This window comes from uncultured Roseobacter sp. (assembly GCF_947495275.1).
Lineage (GTDB): Bacteria > Pseudomonadota > Alphaproteobacteria > Rhodobacterales > Rhodobacteraceae > Roseobacter.
This window is the reverse complement of sequence record NZ_CANLYL010000001.1, coordinates 480547-496733: the sequence shown is the minus strand read 5'-3', so window position 1 is coordinate 496733 and position 16187 is coordinate 480547. Positions and strand designations below refer to the sequence as shown.

Below are 16187 nucleotides of genomic sequence, written 5' to 3'. Positions count from 1 at the left end.
CTCTCAAATGCTCATGCGCGCATTTCGTAACAAAGCGGTGACATCATCATCGCATGTCAGATTGGCGCAGTCGCAGCATCCAACCATGTTTTTGCGGCAGGGGATAGCCGGGGGGCAATCTTTTCTACAACCTCAGCGTGATAGGCATTGAGCCAGGCGCGTTCGGCATCCGTCAGCAAAGCGGTCACAATCAGGCGGCGGTCGATGGGCGCGAAGGTTAGGGTGCGCCAGCTCAGCATCTTGCGATGCGCATCAGCACCGGGCAGATGGGTGGCCTGTTGTGCAACAATCAGGTTTTCAATGCGGATGCCAAAGGCCCCTTCGCGGTAATATCCCGGTTCGTTGGACAGGATCATACCGGCCTCAATCGGCACGTGGCTGATGCGGCTGAGCCTCTGCGGACCCTCATGCACGCTCAGATACGCGCCCACCCCGTGGCCCAGCCCGTGATCAAAGTCCTGACCGGCCAACCACAGCGGCATGCGCCCCACGGCTTCGATGTCGCGCCCCGCCAGCCCCTCGGGCCAGCGCAGGCGGCTCATGGCGATCATGCCCTGCAAAACGCGGGTGAAAGCCTCTGCCGCCTCTTGCGGCGGGATGCCAATGGCGATGGTCCGCGTGATATCCGTGGTGCCATCAAGGTATTGCCCACCACTGTCGAGCACGATCAATTGTCCGTCTTCCAGCAGGCTGTCGGTCTCTTCGGTCACCCGGTAATGCATGATCGCGCCATTGGGGCCAGTGCCTGCAATGGTTTCAAAGCTGATGTCCTGAAGCGCGTTGTCGTTGCGCCGGAACCCTTCTAGCTTGCTGACAACTTGGGTCTCATGCAGCGTGCCGGAGGGTTGCGCATCAAGCCACGCCAGCAATTCGACAATCGCCGCCCCGTCGCGCAGATGCGCGGCGGCGGCTCCTTCGATTTCCGCGCTGTTCTTGCGCGCTTTTGGCAGGGCGCAGGGATCGCCCGCGAAATGCGCCCGCTCCCCCAACACCTGCGCGAGGACGAAGGGAACAGTCCCCTTGTCCACCCGGACGGTGCCTTGAAGGCCCTCCAGAAAGGGCACCAGATTATCCGGCGTGCGTTGCGTGACGTCTGGTCCAAGGTGATCACCAATTTCCGTGAGTTTTTCGGCCGCCATGAACAGATCAACTGCACCGCTGTCGTGCAGCACCGCAAAACCTTGGGCGATGGGATTGCGTGGAATGTCCGCGCCCCGAATGTTCAGCAACCAGCACACAGAATCCGGCAGGGTGATCAGGGCGGCACTGTCGCTGTCATCGCGCAATTCCTGTGCCAGACGCGCGCGTTTGTCATCATGGTTTTCGCCTGCGAATTCAAGCGGATGCACCTTGGCCGGTTGCAGGGGCGGGGCGGGTTGATCCTCCCATATCTGATCGACCAGATTGCCACAGGCACGCATCTCAATGCCCGACCTCTCCAGGGACTTTTGCAATGTCTCCAACTGACCTGCGCTATGAAGCCAGGGGTCAAAGCCGACCACCCCACCGTCAGGCAGTTGTTGGATCAACCAGCTCCCGAGCGATGTTTCGGGCCAGGGCACCGGCGTGAATGCCTCTGCCACCTGCGCTTTCACTTGCGTGCGGTAGCGCCCGTCGATGAAAACCCCGGCGATCTCTGCAAGTGCGGCACAAAACCCCGCCGAGCCGGTGAAACCGGTCAACCATGCCAGCCGTTCGTCATGGGCGGCGACATATTCGCCCTGATGGGCATCCGCGCGGGGGATCAAAAACCCGTCCAGACCTTCTGCCGCCATACATTCGCGCAGCGCTGCAAGCCTTGGGGGGCCTTGCTCGGGCCGGGCGGTTACCTCGAAAGTCTGAAACATATTGGGCCCTTCCACCTCTGTGCATTTTTGCGACGCAGGACCGCGATCAGCCTGCGCGTTTGATGCCCATGATGCGGGCGCGGGCGCGGGGATCGCTGTCAAAGAGGGCCGCCAGTTGTTCGGTCATCGCCCCGGCAAGCTGATCGACATCCGTGATCGTCACCGCGCGGTCATAGTAGCGGGTCACATCATGCCCGATGCCGATGGCCAGCAGCTCGACCGCACGGCGTTTCTCCACCATTTCGATCACATCGCGGAGGTGTTTTTCGAGGTAATTGGCCGGGTTGACGGAAAGCGTGCTGTCATCGACGGGCGCGCCATCGGAAATCACCATCAGGATTTTGCGCGCCTCATGCCGCATCAGCATGCGCCGGTGCGCCCATTCCAGCGCTTCACCGTCGATGTTTTCTTTCAACAGCCCCTCTTTCATCATCAGCCCGAGGTTGGGCCGGGTGCGCCGCCAGGGAGCGTCGGCGGATTTATAGATGATGTGGCGCAGATCGTTCAGACGGCCGGGCTGTTGTGGGCGGCCATCATTCAGCCAGGCCTCGCGTGCCTGACCGCCTTTCCAGGCCCGCGTGGTGAAGCCCAGGATTTCCACCTTGACGTTGCACCGCTCCAGCGTGCGCGCAAGCACATCGGCGCAGATCGCCGCAATCGAAATCGGACGCCCCCGCATGGAGCCGGAATTATCCAGCAGCAAGGTCACCACAGTGTCGCGAAAATCAGTATCTTTTTCGACCTTGAAAGACAGGGGCGTGGTGGGGTTGGCCACAACCCGCGCCAGACGACCCGCGTCCAGCATGCCTTCTTCGAGGTCAAATTCCCACGACCGGTTCTGTTGCGCCTGAAGGCGACGCTGCAATTTGTTGGCCAACCGGCTCACGGCCCCTTTGAGCGGTTCCAACTGCTGATCGAGATAGGCGCGCAAGCGTTCCAACTCCACAGGTTCGGCCAGTTCTTCGGCGCCGATTTCTTCGTCATGATCGCTCATATAGACGAGATAATTGGGATCCGCGTCAGAGGCAGGCGGCGGCGCGGGCGGCTCCATCGGTGCCTCGCCATCGGGCATTTCCGCCTCTTCGCCCATTTCCTGATCCGCCATGTCGTCCATGGAAACCTGCGCTTGGGCGGCGTCCTGCTGTTCTTCCTGTGATTGTTCGGGTGATCCTTCGGACTCTTCATCCTCCTGATCATCCTGACCAGTGCTATCGGGATCGGAATCGTCTTCCGACCCTTCCTCAGCCTCATCCTCCTGATCGTCATCAAGCTGGTCCGGGTCATCGCCAAGCTGGTCGCCATACCCCAGATCAGAGATCATTTGCCGCGCGAATTTGGCGAAGGCGGCCTGATCACTGAGCGTCTCATCGAGGTTATCGAGCGTGCCGCCGCATTGTTCTTCGATGAAGCCGCGCCACAATTCCATGACATTCTGCGCGCCGGAGGGCAGATCACGCCCGGTGGCCAGATGGCGGATCAGATATCCCGCCGCCGTGGCCAGCGGTGCATCGGCGGCCTGAGTGACCTGATCATAGCCCTTGCGCATCGACTCGTGCGCGATTTTGGCATCAATATTTCCTGCGGTGCCGGGCATGTCGCGCGCGCCCATCGCCTCGCAGCGGGCGGTCTCCATCGCCTCGTAAAGATCACGCGCCATGTCTCCTTGCGGCTGGTAACGCGCATGGGTCTGGCCATTGTGATAGCGGCGGTTGAGCGCCAGAGCGTCCGCCGTGCCGCGCGCCAGCATCACCTCGTCACGCGTCATTCGGCGGCTGACCTGCGGCAAGCGCATGGAATCGCCCGACATTCCGGCGGGATCGACCGAATAGGAGACGGTCAGTTCCGGGTCATGAGCCATGACCTTGGTGGCCTCTGACAGCGCCTTTTTGAAGGCGTCGGCCGGATTGTCTGACGGTTTGCTCATCGCTTACCCTTTCGCCATCTGCGGCAGATCTGCGTCACCGGATGCCAGATCGGCCAGCATGGCAACATGCACATCCAACGCATCAATCACTTTATAGCCCGGATCGTGGCCGTCAAATGCCAGACCCAGATCGGTTCCCGCCAGCACGATGGCATCCGCGCCCTGTTCAGCAATCATGTGACGCCCGGTTTCAAAGAAAAGCATCCGCATGGCATCCGTCGCCACACCGCTCAAGGCCATCTCCAGATAAGTCTTGCCAACCTCATCGAGATTGCCCTGAGGTGTTACCGCGCGGGTCTGTTTCAACTGCCCGTAGAGAGCGGTGCGCATCACAACTTCGGTGCCCAATAATCCAACGGTTCCAAGGTCTTGCGCCTGAAAGTAGGTGTCGAGGGGCGTTACACCGCTGATCAATGGCAAGGGGCTGATCGCTTCCGTTTCGGGATAGCAAAAATGCCCACCAAGCGACGTTATCGCAGCGCAATCCGCACCGGCGGCCTTCAGACGCCCGATAAGCTTCGCGTAAATCTCCGCCTGTGCAGTGCGATCATCGGCCAGATTATTTGCGACAAGCTCATCCGCACTTGCCTGTACAATTGTCAATTCCAGCTTCTTGCCGCGGTCGCGCATCAGGGCCGTCAGCCGCTGATAGTAAACCAGTGTGGCTGCCGGGCCGATGCCGCCGATCAACCCGATGTGCATGGGCCTATCCCAAACTCACGCTGGCCGCACTTTCCGGCAATTCCTCGTCAAAAAGACGCTGGTAGAATTCCGCCACGGTCTGGCGTTCCAATTCGTCGCATTTGTTGAGGAAGCTGAGCCGGAAGGCATAGCCCACGTTGCGGAAAATTTCGGCATTCTGCGCCCAGGCGATCACGGTCCGGGGTGACATCACAGTGGATAGATCGCCGTTCATGAAGGCCGTGCGCGTCAGATCCGCAACCGTGACCATCTGCTTGACGATCTTGCGGCCTTTTTCCGTGTTGTAATGCGGGTTTTTTGACAGAACGATGGCTGTTTCCGCGTCAATGCTGAGGTAATTCAGCGTCGCCACCAGAGACCAGCGGTCCATCTGGCCCTGGTTGATCTGCTGCGTGCCGTGATAAAGACCGGTGGTATCGCCCAGACCCACCGTGTTCGCCGTGGCGAAAATGCGGAAATAGGGGTGCGGTTCGATCACCTGGTTTTGATCGAGCAGGGTCAGCTTGCCGTCCACTTCCAGCACCCGCTGGATCACGAACATCACATCCGCACGGCCCGCGTCATATTCGTCGAACACAATTGCCGTGGGGTTCCGCAAGGCCCATGGCAGGATGCCTTCCTGAAAATCGGTGACCTGTTTGCCATCCTTGAGCTTGATCGCGTCCTTGCCGATCAGATCAATCCGGCTGATGTGGCTGTCGAGGTTCACACGCACAGCGGGCCAGTTCAGACGCGCGGCGACCTGCTCGATATGCGTCGATTTGCCTGTCCCGTGATAGCCCTGGATCATCACGCGGCGATTGTGGGCAAAGCCGGCAAGGATCGCCAGCGTTGTGTCGGGGTCAAACTTGTAGGTGCTGTCCAGTGCGGGCACGCGATCGCTGCGATCGGAAAATCCCTTGACCACCATATCAGTATCAATGCCAAAGACGTCGCGGACGTGGATTTCTTCGGTCGGCTTCATGTTTGTGTCCAGTGCGCCGTCGGCCATGAGGTGTCACCTTTGTAGATAGAATTCGAAATCGGGGCGGTTCTGGCCCGGATCATCTGGTGCAACATATATCGGTCATGTGCAAGGGGAAGGGGCGTGCCAGTTGGCGCAATTCGGTAACGCCATCAATCCTTGAAGTTTCGGCTGCCCTTGATCTGATCCCAGGCCCAGACAACTTCCTGCAATTGCTCTTCCTGGCTGCGATCACCGCCGTTCATGTCCGGGTGCAGAACCTTGATCAGCGCTTTGTAAGCCTTGCGCACTTCGGGTTTGGTCCAGGTATCCTTGGCCTCAAGAATTTCAATGGCGCGTCGCTCGGTCGGGGGCAAACGCCGCCCGGCCTGTGGACCGCGCCCGGGGTTCTGGGTCGCATTGGCTCCCAGAACCTGATGTGGATCCTCAATACCCAACCGGGCCCAGGCGCGCGCTTCGGGGTCGCCCATAGGTTTGGTATTGCGCTCCCAAACCTTGTCTTTCGACATCTGAGCGTTCAGCTCGGCCTCGGTTGTGCCATCGAAAAAATTCCACTTTAGATTGTATTCGCGCACGTGCGCCTGGCAGAACCAGAAAAAATCATCCAGCACGTCCGGCGCTTTGGGCGCACGGTACTTGCCAGCCTCGTTGCAGCCCTCGTGATCGCAGGTACGCGTTGACGTTTCGGATGCGCCGGACATGCCGCGCCGACCACGCGGATTTTTCTTCTTCGACGAAGAGACGGACATATCGAATCCAAATGGATCTGGTTTTGGCATTTTGGCACCTATACGAGTCGAGGCCGCTTAGTTTAAACTGCACACGGAAAGAGTGAAGGGGGCAGGAAAAAAAAATGTTGAAACGACAGCAGATTGAAGATCGGTTACGGGCAGCCTTCAACCCGCGTGAGCTGGAGGTGGTCGATGACAGCGAAAGCCATCGCGGTCATTCAGGATATCCCGAAGGAGGTGAAAGTCACTTTAACGTGGCGATCCGGTCTGAGCAGTTCAAGAGCATGAACCGTGTGGCGCGTCATCGGGCAATCCATGCGGCCTTAGGCGCGCAGTTGATTTCGGAAATCCATGCGCTTGCCATTGATGTGGATGTTTAAAGCTCTCCGTTAATCTTCTGTTTTGTCGGGGTTTCTGCTGGCGGCCAGCTGTTTCAGAGAGTTTGTCATGCCCGAAACTTCGCTTGCTTCTTCGACGCCGTTGTCGCTGAGCATCCTGCTGGCCCCTTCGCTTTTGGAGGCGTCATCCTCTGGTGTTTTGGGCTGCACGATCACTGGTTCCTGACGGATGGGGGTGGCCGTCTCCGGTTCGACGGCAGGCGCTTTTGGTGCAGCCTCCGAGCGCACCCTGCGGAACACCAGAACATTGCGCCAATTGGTGGTGCTGGAAGTCAATCCGGATCGCTCGACCGAAGGCAGTGTTTCAGCGCGTTGGTATTCCCAACCCTCTGATGCCAGTTGGTTCATGACGTCTTCGAGCGCAAGGGAAAAGCGGTCTTCCGGCGCCTTGATGCCCTTTGCCTTGATCCCACGTGTGGGCGCGCTGATCACTTTGTATTCATATTGAGGCATGGGTTACTCCGCTGTGCTCGCTGCTCTATAGCAACCTCGATCACGGTCGAAAACCCGTGCTGACACCGGAATTGATGGCGTGGCATTCCGGCAAAACGGATCGCGCTGACGGTCGGTCAATCTTTGCGGCGGATACCGATGCTGCGCCCTGCGCGTGCTGGTCTGGGCAGATCACTATGTGCTGCATGGAGCGCTTCCAGACGCGCCAGAATGGAGGACGGCATGGGTGCTACGTGCGGTCCTGACTGATCAACGTGCAGTGTCATCGCTTCGCCGGAAGCTGCACACCATCCGTCCTGATGCCAGATTTCCTGATATGTATGGAAACGTTTCTCATCGTAGTCCAGAAGCTGCAATGTCACCGTGACCGCGTCGTCTACATGTAATTCCCGCAGGTAACACAGATGGAATTCGCTGGTATAGGTCGTACAGCCGGATTTTTGATAGTCGGGACCAAACCCCAACTGCTCGTATACTTCATCAGCACATTGATCAAACAGGACATTGTAATAGGCCATGTTGAGATGGCCGTTAAAGTCTATCCATTCAGGTTTGACGGTCATCACAGAGGATTGGAAAGGGGAGGCCTGCTTCATTCCAAATTGCCCGCAGGAGCAGGCGATGGTTTTGTGAAGACGCCCGGCATTCGCTAGCCCTTGAGTTTTTGTGCGATCAACTGGTTTACCGCCTTGGGGTTGGCTTTGCCGCCGGTCGCTTTCATTACCTGACCCACGAACCATCCGGCCAGCTTTGGGTTTTCTTTGGCTTTGGCAACCTGTTCAGGGTTGGCAGCGATGATCTCATCTACGGCGGCCTCGATCGCGCCGGTGTCCGTTACCTGTTTCATGCCGCGTGCTTCGACGATCTCCGCCGGGTCGCCGCCTTCGGTGTAAACGATCTCGAACAATTCTTTGGCGATCTTGCCCGAAATCGCGTCTGACGCGATCAGGTCGATCACGCCGCCCAATTGCGCGGGGCTCACGGGGCTTTCGGTGATGTCCGTGTCGTCTTTCTTCAGGCGTCCGAACAGCTCGTTGATCACCCAGTTCGCGGCCATCTTGCCATCACGTCCGGCGGCCACGGCTTCAAAATAACCTGCGGAATCAAGATCAGCGGTTAACACCGACGCATCGTAGTCCGACAGGCCAAAATCGCCGATAAAACGCGCCTTCTTGGCATCGGGCAGCTCGGGCAGGTTGGCTCCGATCTCATCGACCCATCCCTGTTCGATCACCAGCGGCAGCAAGTCAGGGTCGGGGAAATAGCGGTAGTCATGGGCTTCTTCCTTGGAGCGCATCGAGCGCGTCTCGTTCTTATCCGGATCGTAAAGGCGTGTTTCCTGATCAACCTTGCCCCCGCCTTCGACAATCGCGATCTGGCGGCGCGCTTCATATTCGATCGCGGCCTGAATGAACCGCATGGAGTTCATGTTTTTTATTTCGCAGCGCGTGCCAAGGTGACTGAAATCCTGCGTCGCCTGATACTTTTCATAGTCCCCCGGACGACAGATCGACACATTCACATCTGCCCGCATGGCCCCTGACTGCATGTCGCCATTGCAGGTGCCAAGATAGCGCAGGATTTGGCGCAGTTTTGCCAGATAGGCCGCCGCTTCTTCAGGGCCTCGAATGTCGGGGCGCGAGACGATTTCCATCAGGGCCACACCGGTGCGGTTGAGGTCAACGAAGGACATATTGGGGTCCATGTCGTGGATGGATTTGCCCGCGTCCTGTTCGAGGTGAATGCGTTCGACGCGCACCAGACGTGCGGTACCATCACCCATTTCCACAAGCACTTCACCTTCGCCCACGATAGGGTGGTAAAGCTGCGAAATCTGGTAGCCCTGCGGCAGATCGGGGTAAAAGTAATTTTTGCGATCAAAGGCGCTTTCAAGATTGATATCGGCCTTCAGGCCCAAACCGGTACGCACGGCCTGCTCAACGCAATATTCGTTGATCGTGGGCAGCATGCCGGGCATGGCAGCATCCACAAAAGAGACATTATTGTTGGGCTCGGCACCAAACTTCGTTGACGCAGCGGAGAAGAGTTTCGCCTGCGAGGTGACCTGCGCGTGCACCTCCATCCCGATCACGAGTTCCCAATCGTGTTTGGCGCCTGCAATGGTCTTGGCTTTGGGCGTATCATAGGTCAAATCGAGCATGGTGGTCCCTCGTCAGGCAGGTCTGATCACGCCAGAGGTCTTAGGCCAGCGCGCAGGGTGCTGCAAGCCCCCGTGCGCGCGCCGTTCAGCCGTTGGTCGGCAAATCACGCCAGCGCAGTTGAATAGGTCCATCCGTTGCTTTCGGCAGGTTTGTGCACGGCATCATGCGCGCCTCCGCCTTGAAGTTGTCCTTGATGCGCACGACGATTAGACAACTGCAGGGTGTTGCCGGATCGAAGGTGATCATATCCGTGGCACCAAGTGGCGGTATTACGATGATACACGGCTGATCAGCGCCGCCCGCGGCGCTGATGTCCTCGTCAAGCGGCAGGTCAAATGCCAGTGCTGCATGAACACGCGCGATGCCCTCGTAGATCGGCAGATGTTGGCCCGAAAGTTCATGAAACGCGCGCGCGCACTGCAGCATGCGGGTGCGCAATGTGTGTAGCCGTGCCAAAGGGTCTTCGGAGGGCGCGGCACAGGGCGCGGGATCGGGTGGTGTGGCGTTGCGGTGCCAATCGATCCAATCGCCACTGTCCCAATGGATGGCGTCTGCTGGTATTGAAGCCATGATGCGTCCTTTCGTGCGGTCTAACAGTGTTCGGCCACGGGGCCGTCTGCGGTGAAAACAATGCGGTTACCCTGGGCGATTTCGCGCCGGAAGAGGTCGGCGATAATGCGCAGGGCTTCGGTCCGGCCTGCGGCCGCAAATCCACGGGCAGAGCGAATTCTGAGGTTGTTGTCGAAGCCTGTGGCCGCATGGGCCCAGATAAGAGGATGCAGTTCCGTCATGTGATTGCGCACGATCCAATCGGCGCAACCGGCAATGCGTGTGCGGGTCTGATCCGCCGGATCGTAGCCAGTCAGGTTGCTGCCAATCGTGTTGGCGCAATAGGCGGCGAGCAGGTTGACGATGTACTGATGCGGTCTCCGGTCAAGGATGTCTTGTAACCCTTCCACAAAGAACTCGAGATCGAGATTTTCACACGCGGTATCGTCGTCTGAAAGCGCATCAAACATCACCCAGGTGTAAGCCCCTGCGCCCCAGATTTCATGCGTACGGGCCGCGGTTCGCCGCGCTTCCAGTTCAAGCTTTTCATAGGTGCCGAACCAGCGCGGCGAGAGGTAATTGCCCATCGCGCGCATTGGCGCGGGATTGCTTGGATCAAGATCAATCAGATATTCATAATCGGCGGCCAGGTGATCGGGCGTATCCTTCCCGGCACCATACAGGCCGCATTTCGCCGCCGCCAGCGTTGGCGAGGTGCACTCATGCATCCTGTAGGGAGACAAAATATCACGCGCGCGGTCAAAATGGGCCTCGAATGCCTCACGATTGCGCTTGAGGATCTGACTGTCCCAACCGGTGCCTCTCCAGAACCAGGCAATATCCATATGCGCTTGTGCCACGATGGCGCCAAGGATCATGTCCCCCTCAGCATCGACTAGAATCTGTTCAAGAGCCTGGACCCCTTCCAACAGAGGGGCCCCTTTTGCCGGGCGTCCATCGAACAGGGCATGTTCAACAGCCATCACCACGTCCGACCGGGCACCGTAGCCAAGCAAATCAGCTACCGCCATCAAGCCGGGTGTAGCGCGGCGGGTATCCTCTGCTTTTCGAATTTCATCAACGAGGTCCGACCACCGCTCCTGGCGCGCCAGAAATTGTCCGCGTGACTGATGCGCATCGCGGATTGATTCTTCTTCGGTGGGATTCGGACAAGCGATCATCAATGCGTTTTCAGGTCGTAAGTTTCCATGTTTTTGCGCATGTTCTGCGGGTTGATCAACGATTCCAGAACCATTCGGTTGTCGCCGGAAAAGCGACGCAAAAGGGTTCGTTGAGAGCAAGGACCGGAGCGACATTTACAGTATTCCAAAAACAGGTAACAAGAATAAAAATGACGTCTCTTTGGGGCTGAAACATGGCGTCGGCGCGGAGATATCTCGTTGATTGAGCGCGTGGATGTAGACAATTTATATCTTTTGTTCTGAATTGGATAACGATCGCGCACGCATTCCATCACCGGGTGAGCAAACCCCCGCGAATGCGCGCATAACGACGATCAATCTTCTTGCGCCATCGCGTTCTCTCGGCGCATAGCTAGGCCATGAAACGTTTTATACCCGTGATCGCCGCTTTGTTTTGCCTGACAGTCTGGTCTCCTCAAGGGCACGCGCAGTCCGCTAAGGAAGCTGCGCAAAGCCCTGCGGTGCGCTTGCCGCAGATGCGGTGGAGCCACATGCCAAACCATGTGCTGTGGAATCAGGCGGCTTTGCGAGCGCTGCAAACCCATGGCCAGCCTCTGACCAATATGATCCCTGCAGATATTGAGCAGTGGTGTCCATATTATGCGCAGGCGGATGTTCAGGGGCGGCAGGCATTCTGGGTCGGCTTTATGTCTGCACTGGCCAAACATGAAAGTACGTTCAAGCCCTGGGCCGTTGGAGGGGGTGGCAAGTGGTTTGGACTACTGCAGATCGCGCCCGCCACGGCACGGGGTTACAGTTGTCGTGCTGGCAGCGGCGAGGCGCTCAAGGACGGCGGCGACAACTTAAGCTGTGCAATACGGATCATGGCTGTGACGGTCCCGCGGGACGGCGTCATCTCTGGCAAGGAAGGGCGCTGGCGCGGGGTTGCGGCGGATTGGGGTCCGATGCGCAGTGCCACCAAGAGGCGCGATATCGCGACATGGCTCAAACAGCAGCCCTATTGTAACGCGCCGCCTGAACCTGTGCGCAAACGCGTGCCTTATCAATCACCCAACAAGTGAAAAGTGGTGTCTTTCGGTGCGAATGCCCCGGGCACGCAAAGCACTTTCAAAGGTTTGATGGGGAGGGGTTGCCTCGTAAGGCAGCCGAACCTTGCCACCGGACTTCAGCATAATAGTGACACGCACAGAAAAATCGAGCCGGGTGTCCAGACGCACATGATCCACCTCCGACCACAGAAGTGAGGCATGCCGCTTGCCGCTGAACCATTGAACTGACCGGTCATCAAACGTCAGCCCCGCAGCAGGGTCAGCAAACAGATCCCATAGGGCGGGCAGGGTGCAAAGGGCAATGATGCCCATCAGCCAGGGCGCCGCCTCGACCACGATAATCGCCAGCGCCAGGATCAACCAGATACCCAGAACGATGCAAAGCGTTTTGAGGTTACGTCCGCTGTGCTGGTAGGAAAACGGGTCAGCGACCACCCGTGACGTCCAGCGTCGATCCCGTCACGTAGCTCGCATCCTCCGACAGCAGCCAGACAATCGCCTGGGCGACCTCCTCTGCGGAGCCTTTGCGCTTCATGGGAACCATATGTGCAAGCCTGTCCGCACGCCCCGGCTCCCCGCCCTTGGCATGCAATTCTGTCTCGATCAGCCCGGGCCGCACTGCCATGACGCGGATATTGTCACCAGCGACTTCATCCGACAGCCCCTTGGTAAAGCAGTCGATGGCCGCCTTTGAAGCTGCATAATCCACATATTGATTGCCTGATCCCAGACGGGCGGCGGCGGAGGATACGTTGACGATGACCCCACCCTGACCCTGGGCCTGCATGCGTAGCACCGCCTCTTTGGCAACCAGAATGGCACCGATCACGTTGATATCGAACATGCGTCTGAGGCGCGCATGATCCACATCGGTGACCTTGGCGGTCTGATCGACCACACCGGCATTGTTGATCAGGGCATCGAGGCGGCCGAAGGCGTCGTCGATGTCTTTATAGACCTGCACAATCGCGTCGGGGTCTGCGACGTCGCCGGGGCACAGGATGACTTTTGCACCGGCGGCCTCACAATCCTTGGCGACCGCCGCTGCCCCGTCGGTGTCAGTCCGGAAATTCAGCGCCAGATCGAACCCTTTTGATGCCGCAATACGGGCGCAAGCCGCTCCGATACCAGCGGACCCGCCGGTGATAAGCAAGACAGGTTTCATTATTCTTTTCCTCGGATACGGGTCAGCATTTCGGTTGTGTTTCTCGACAGGTCCGGCGTGGCCAGCATTCGGTCAAGCTCTGCAGTAACGATGTCCTGACGCTCGGCGCTGTAGCGCCGCCAGGTCTGGAAGGCGACACTCATGCGCGCAGTTGTTTGCGGATTGACCGGATCCAGTTTGAGCAGCCAATCGGCAAGCAGCCGGTAACCTGCGCCACCCGCCGCGTGGAACCCTGCGTGATGCCCGGCCAACGTACCAAAGACGGAGCGGAAACGATTGGGGTTTTTCCAATTGAAATCAGGATGTTCCGTTAGAGCGGCGGCGGTTGCTGCGGCGTGCTGGGGTGCTGCTTGCATGACTTGAAGCCCAAACCATTTATCCATGACCAAACGGTCATCTTTCCATTGACCTTCAAATGATTTCAAGGCGTTATCACCTGCATTCTCGCGCAGCAAGATGGAAAGAGCCGCCAGCTGCTGGGTCATGTTATCGGCCTGATCGAACTGGTTTTGCGCGCGTTCCGGCCCTTCAAGCCGGCTGAGCAGCGACAGGGCGGCATTTGCAAGGCTGCGCCGCCCGGACTGGTCTGCATTCGGAACGTAGGGTTCGGTCACCTGATGATCGGCAAAAAGCCCCGGGAGGATACCCTTGAAATGTTGGGCCTGGGCCCGGCGCATGGCTTCGGTAGCGGCCCAAATCGCCTCCGGATCAGGGGTGTCGCCCGCATCGTGAAGTGCTGTTGCCAGATCAGATTGACTGGGCAGTCCCAACATCAGCGCACGATAAGTGGGGTCAAGCGACGCATCCGAAATGACGGCCAGAAGACCGTCGAGATACCGCTCATCCGGGTCCGCACCGGTGCGGATCATGTCCAGAAGGCTGGCCTTGGCGAGGCTGCGCCCGGATTCCCAGCGATTGAAGGGATCGGTGTCATGTGCCAGCAGGAAGGCCGTGTGGTTTTCCGCCAGCTCGCTTTCCAGCACGACAGGTGCCGAAAACCCACGCAGGACAGAAGGAATGGGGCGCTCCGACAGGCCTTCGAAGGTGAAGGACTGCGAAGCTTCGGTCAGTTCCAGAACCTGACTTGGGACAATCTCCTCGCCTGAAGGCGCCAACAGACCCGTCACGATGGGGATAACCTGAGGTTTGGGGTCAGGTGTCGTCGCCGACGGTTTGAGGTTTTGCGTGAATGTCAGGATGTAAGTACCTGCATACCAAGCATCTTTCACGGTAAGGCGTGGTGTGCCCGCCTGTGAATACCAGCGCTTGAACTGGGTCAGGTCACGGCCGGTGGCATCCTCAAAAACCTGCAGCCAGTCTTCGATGGTGCAGGCCTGCCCGTCATGACGGTCAAAATAGAGATCAAGCGCGCGCGCATAGGCTTCATCGCCGACCAGACACTTCAGCATGCCGATGACTTCAGCACCTTTTTCGTAGACGGTAGCGGTATAGAAGTTGTTGATTTCCTGAAAGCTTTCAGGCCGCACCGGATGGGACAGTGGCCCCTGATCTTCCGCAAACTGGCGTCCCCGCAGGTCGATCACATCCGTTATACGCTTGACCGGTGCAGAGCGCATGTCTGAGGTAAACTGGCTGTCGCGGAATACGGTCAGCCCCTCCTTGAGGCACAGCTGGAACCAGTCGCGGCAGGTGATGCGATTGCCCGTCCAGTTATGGAAGTACTCATGGGCAATGATCGCCTCGACGCGAACAAAATTCTCGTCGGTGGAAGTGGCTTGAGAGGCCAGAACGGCGGAGGAATTGAAGACGTTCAAACCCTTGTTTTCCATGGCGCCCATGTTGAAATCGTCGACCGCCACGACATTGAAGATATCAAGGTCATATTCGCGGCCATAAACCTCCTCATCCCACTTCATGCTGTCCTTGATGGCTTGCATGGGGAAGGTGCATTTACCCTCGTCACCGGGGCGCACATAGATGTTCAGGGCCACATCGCGTCCCGATTTGGTGGTAAACGCCCCCGGCACTGCAACCAGATCGCCTGCAACCAGCGCAAAGAGATAGGCCGGTTTCGGCCACGGATCATGCCACTCTGCATAGCCTTGATGGCTGGTGACCGGATTGCCATTTGACAGCAACACCGGGTGCTGTCCGTTGATCTTGACGGTAAACACGCTCATCACGTCGGGGCGGTCAGGGTAGTAGGTGATTTTGCGAAATCCCTGCGCCTCGCACTGAGTGCAATACATGCCGTTTGACATGTAGAGCCCGTCGAGGGCGGTATTGTTTTCGGGGTCAATCTCGACTTCAGCCTCCCAGAGGAACGGGTGATCGGGCACCGCGCAGGTCAAGCCCTCAGGTGTGAGGTCCGGGGAAATGGCGACACCGTCAATGGCGGCAGAAATCAACTTCAGGCCCTTGCCGTCGAGAAAGAAGGTGCCCTCTGTCCCTTCTCTGGGCACAAAGGCGATCTTTGAGCGCACGCGCGTCGTGTTCGGGGCCAGATCAAATGTCAGCTCTACCGATGTTACGTCAAAGCCGAAGGGTTTGTAATCGCTCAGGTATATGGTCTGGGGGGTCGCGTCGCGCATGGGCACCTGCTTTGTTGATTGGAACGGGTATGACGCGCAGGACGTTATGGTCCCAAGACGCCCGCCGCAACCCGGCATGGTCATGAAAATCGAAAGGAACGAAAATGTCAGCACCCGACACGAATATCGGCAAACAGAAACGTCGTCACCGGCCGGCCCTCTGGGGACTTTGGGCAGGTCTCTTTCTTGCGCTCGGTTTAGGCGCAGCGATCTACTGGTTTGGCGGTGAAGCCGAGAGCGTTGTCTCGCTTGATGCAGGCTCTTATCTGAACGCCCTCTGAACCTATGACCAGAAAGGGTGATCTGACCCAGAAAATCTGTGTGACCTGCCAGAGGCCCTTCACATGGCGCAAAAAGTGGGAGCGGGTTTGGGATGAAGTACGCTATTGTTCGGACCGCTGCCGCCGTGTCCGGCTCAAACCTTCTCGAAGATTGGTAAAGTAACCTTACCAACTCTGTTGCCTATCGGAAACAAACCTCCTAAACCTTTTGGCCATACCCGTAGCGCCATCGTTGAGGAGTGTTTTT

Annotated in this window: 17 protein-coding genes; 4 read left to right on the top strand and 13 right to left on the bottom strand. The window is 58.2% G+C overall.

Features of this window, described 5'->3' with window-relative positions; genetic code table 11:
• Positions 1-56: 56 nt before the first annotated feature.
• The 5 genes from Q0802_RS02405 to Q0802_RS02385 all read right to left on the bottom strand — a co-directional run bounded on the left by Q0802_RS02405 (position 57) and on the right by Q0802_RS02385 (position 6216).
• Positions 57-1847, bottom strand: a complete 1791-nt coding sequence (locus tag Q0802_RS02405; RefSeq protein ID WP_298913008.1) for an aminopeptidase P family protein — start codon at positions 1845-1847, stop codon at positions 57-59.
• A 46-nt stretch (positions 1848-1893) separates the two neighbouring features.
• Positions 1894-3771: a cobaltochelatase subunit CobT gene (gene cobT, locus Q0802_RS02400; protein ID WP_298913005.1), complete on the bottom strand. Its 1878-nt coding sequence runs from the start codon at positions 3769-3771 to the stop codon at positions 1894-1896.
• Positions 3772-3774: 3 nt separating this feature from the next.
• On the bottom strand, positions 3775-4473 hold the full coding sequence (locus tag Q0802_RS02395; RefSeq protein ID WP_298913002.1) for an aspartate/glutamate racemase family protein: 699 nt from the start codon (positions 4471-4473) through the stop codon (positions 3775-3777).
• A 4-nt stretch (positions 4474-4477) separates the two neighbouring features.
• Positions 4478-5464 carry a cobaltochelatase subunit CobS gene (gene cobS / locus Q0802_RS02390; RefSeq protein ID WP_298912999.1) on the bottom strand — a complete coding sequence of 329 codons (987 nt, stop codon included), beginning with the start codon at positions 5462-5464 and terminating at the stop codon, positions 4478-4480.
• Positions 5465-5589: 125 nt separating this feature from the next.
• Positions 5590-6216, bottom strand: a complete 627-nt coding sequence (locus tag Q0802_RS02385) for a J domain-containing protein (protein WP_298912996.1) — start codon at positions 6214-6216, stop codon at positions 5590-5592.
• 74 nt (positions 6217-6290) lie between these two features.
• Here Q0802_RS02385 and Q0802_RS02380 point away from each other — a divergent pair, with 74 nt between their 5' ends.
• The gene (locus Q0802_RS02380; RefSeq protein ID WP_298912993.1) at positions 6291-6548 is read left to right on the top strand and encodes a BolA family protein; all 258 of its coding nucleotides are present in this window, start codon (positions 6291-6293) and stop codon (positions 6546-6548) included.
• Between the two features lie 9 nt (positions 6549-6557).
• On the opposite strand, the gene Q0802_RS02375 is transcribed toward Q0802_RS02380, so the two are convergent.
• The 5 genes from Q0802_RS02375 to Q0802_RS02355 all read right to left on the bottom strand — a co-directional run bounded on the left by Q0802_RS02375 (position 6558) and on the right by Q0802_RS02355 (position 10911).
• The gene (locus Q0802_RS02375; RefSeq protein ID WP_298912990.1) at positions 6558-7019 is read right to left on the bottom strand and encodes a DUF4177 domain-containing protein; all 462 of its coding nucleotides are present in this window, start codon (positions 7017-7019) and stop codon (positions 6558-6560) included.
• A 116-nt stretch (positions 7020-7135) separates the two neighbouring features.
• Positions 7136-7615, bottom strand: a complete 480-nt coding sequence (locus Q0802_RS02370; RefSeq protein ID WP_298912987.1) for a thioesterase family protein — start codon at positions 7613-7615, stop codon at positions 7136-7138.
• 53 nt (positions 7616-7668) lie between these two features.
• A complete protein-coding gene (gatB, locus tag Q0802_RS02365) occupies positions 7669-9180 on the bottom strand; it encodes an Asp-tRNA(Asn)/Glu-tRNA(Gln) amidotransferase subunit GatB (RefSeq protein WP_298912984.1) in 1512 nt (503 codons plus the stop codon).
• An 85-nt stretch (positions 9181-9265) separates the two neighbouring features.
• Complete coding sequence (locus tag Q0802_RS02360; RefSeq protein WP_298912981.1) at positions 9266-9751, bottom strand: hypothetical protein; 486 nt, start codon at positions 9749-9751, stop codon at positions 9266-9268.
• Positions 9752-9771: 20 nt separating this feature from the next.
• On the bottom strand, positions 9772-10911 hold the full coding sequence (locus Q0802_RS02355; protein WP_298912978.1) for a hypothetical protein: 1140 nt from the start codon (positions 10909-10911) through the stop codon (positions 9772-9774).
• Between the two features lie 380 nt (positions 10912-11291).
• On the opposite strand from Q0802_RS02355, the gene Q0802_RS02350 reads away from it, so the two are divergent.
• The gene (locus tag Q0802_RS02350) at positions 11292-11954 is read left to right on the top strand and encodes a transglycosylase SLT domain-containing protein (protein WP_298912975.1); all 663 of its coding nucleotides are present in this window, start codon (positions 11292-11294) and stop codon (positions 11952-11954) included.
• Here the strand turns inward: Q0802_RS02350 and Q0802_RS02345 are convergent.
• The 3 genes from Q0802_RS02345 to pepN are packed head-to-tail and all read right to left on the bottom strand — an operon-like array spanning position 11940 to position 15659.
• Positions 11940-12377 carry a hypothetical protein gene (locus Q0802_RS02345; RefSeq protein WP_298912973.1) on the bottom strand — a complete coding sequence of 146 codons (438 nt, stop codon included), beginning with the start codon at positions 12375-12377 and terminating at the stop codon, positions 11940-11942. The two genes, Q0802_RS02350 and Q0802_RS02345, sit on opposite strands and share 15 nt — an antisense overlap.
• On the bottom strand, positions 12367-13107 hold the full coding sequence (locus tag Q0802_RS02340; protein ID WP_298912971.1) for an SDR family oxidoreductase: 741 nt from the start codon (positions 13105-13107) through the stop codon (positions 12367-12369). Before Q0802_RS02340 ends, Q0802_RS02345 begins: the two co-directional genes overlap by 11 nt.
• Positions 13107-15659: an aminopeptidase N gene (gene pepN / locus Q0802_RS02335; RefSeq protein ID WP_298912969.1), complete on the bottom strand. Its 2553-nt coding sequence runs from the start codon at positions 15657-15659 to the stop codon at positions 13107-13109. The genes Q0802_RS02340 and pepN overlap by 1 nt, the downstream gene beginning before the upstream one ends.
• Before the next feature lie 104 nt (positions 15660-15763).
• Between pepN and Q0802_RS02330 the strand changes: the two genes are divergently transcribed.
• Both Q0802_RS02330 and Q0802_RS02325 read left to right on the top strand, forming a co-directional pair.
• Positions 15764-15940: a hypothetical protein gene (locus Q0802_RS02330; RefSeq protein ID WP_298912967.1), complete on the top strand. Its 177-nt coding sequence runs from the start codon at positions 15764-15766 to the stop codon at positions 15938-15940.
• Positions 15941-15944: 4 nt separating this feature from the next.
• A complete protein-coding gene (locus Q0802_RS02325; protein WP_298912964.1) occupies positions 15945-16103 on the top strand; it encodes a DUF2256 domain-containing protein in 159 nt (52 codons plus the stop codon).
• Positions 16104-16187: the final 84 nt, after the last annotated feature.

What these genes read in the sequence shown, in the direction of transcription:
- Q0802_RS02405 (WP_298913008.1), bottom strand. Translation starts at nt 1,847, where the DNA reads ATGTTTCAGACTTTCGAGGTAACCGCCCGGCCCGAGCAAGGCCCCCCA.
- cobT (WP_298913005.1), bottom strand. Translation starts at nt 3,771, where the DNA reads ATGAGCAAACCGTCAGACAATCCGGCCGACGCCTTCAAAAAGGCGCTG.
- Q0802_RS02395 (WP_298913002.1), bottom strand. Translation starts at nt 4,473, where the DNA reads ATGCACATCGGGTTGATCGGCGGCATCGGCCCGGCAGCCACACTGGTT.
- cobS (WP_298912999.1), bottom strand. Translation starts at nt 5,464, where the DNA reads ATGGCCGACGGCGCACTGGACACAAACATGAAGCCGACCGAAGAAATC.
- Q0802_RS02385 (WP_298912996.1), bottom strand. Translation starts at nt 6,216, where the DNA reads ATGCCAAAACCAGATCCATTTGGATTCGATATGTCCGTCTCTTCGTCG.
- Q0802_RS02380 (WP_298912993.1), top strand. Translation starts at nt 6,291, where the DNA reads ATGTTGAAACGACAGCAGATTGAAGATCGGTTACGGGCAGCCTTCAAC.
- Q0802_RS02375 (WP_298912990.1), bottom strand. Translation starts at nt 7,019, where the DNA reads ATGCCTCAATATGAATACAAAGTGATCAGCGCGCCCACACGTGGGATC.
- Q0802_RS02370 (WP_298912987.1), bottom strand. Translation starts at nt 7,615, where the DNA reads ATGAAGCAGGCCTCCCCTTTCCAATCCTCTGTGATGACCGTCAAACCT.
- gatB (WP_298912984.1), bottom strand. Translation starts at nt 9,180, where the DNA reads ATGCTCGATTTGACCTATGATACGCCCAAAGCCAAGACCATTGCAGGC.
- Q0802_RS02360 (WP_298912981.1), bottom strand. Translation starts at nt 9,751, where the DNA reads ATGGCTTCAATACCAGCAGACGCCATCCATTGGGACAGTGGCGATTGG.
- Q0802_RS02355 (WP_298912978.1), bottom strand. Translation starts at nt 10,911, where the DNA reads ATGATCGCTTGTCCGAATCCCACCGAAGAAGAATCAATCCGCGATGCG.
- Q0802_RS02350 (WP_298912975.1), top strand. Translation starts at nt 11,292, where the DNA reads ATGAAACGTTTTATACCCGTGATCGCCGCTTTGTTTTGCCTGACAGTC.
- Q0802_RS02340 (WP_298912971.1), bottom strand. Translation starts at nt 13,107, where the DNA reads ATGAAACCTGTCTTGCTTATCACCGGCGGGTCCGCTGGTATCGGAGCG.
- pepN (WP_298912969.1), bottom strand. Translation starts at nt 15,659, where the DNA reads ATGCGCGACGCGACCCCCCAGACCATATACCTGAGCGATTACAAACCC.
- Q0802_RS02330 (WP_298912967.1), top strand. Translation starts at nt 15,764, where the DNA reads ATGTCAGCACCCGACACGAATATCGGCAAACAGAAACGTCGTCACCGG.
- Q0802_RS02325 (WP_298912964.1), top strand. Translation starts at nt 15,945, where the DNA reads ATGACCAGAAAGGGTGATCTGACCCAGAAAATCTGTGTGACCTGCCAG.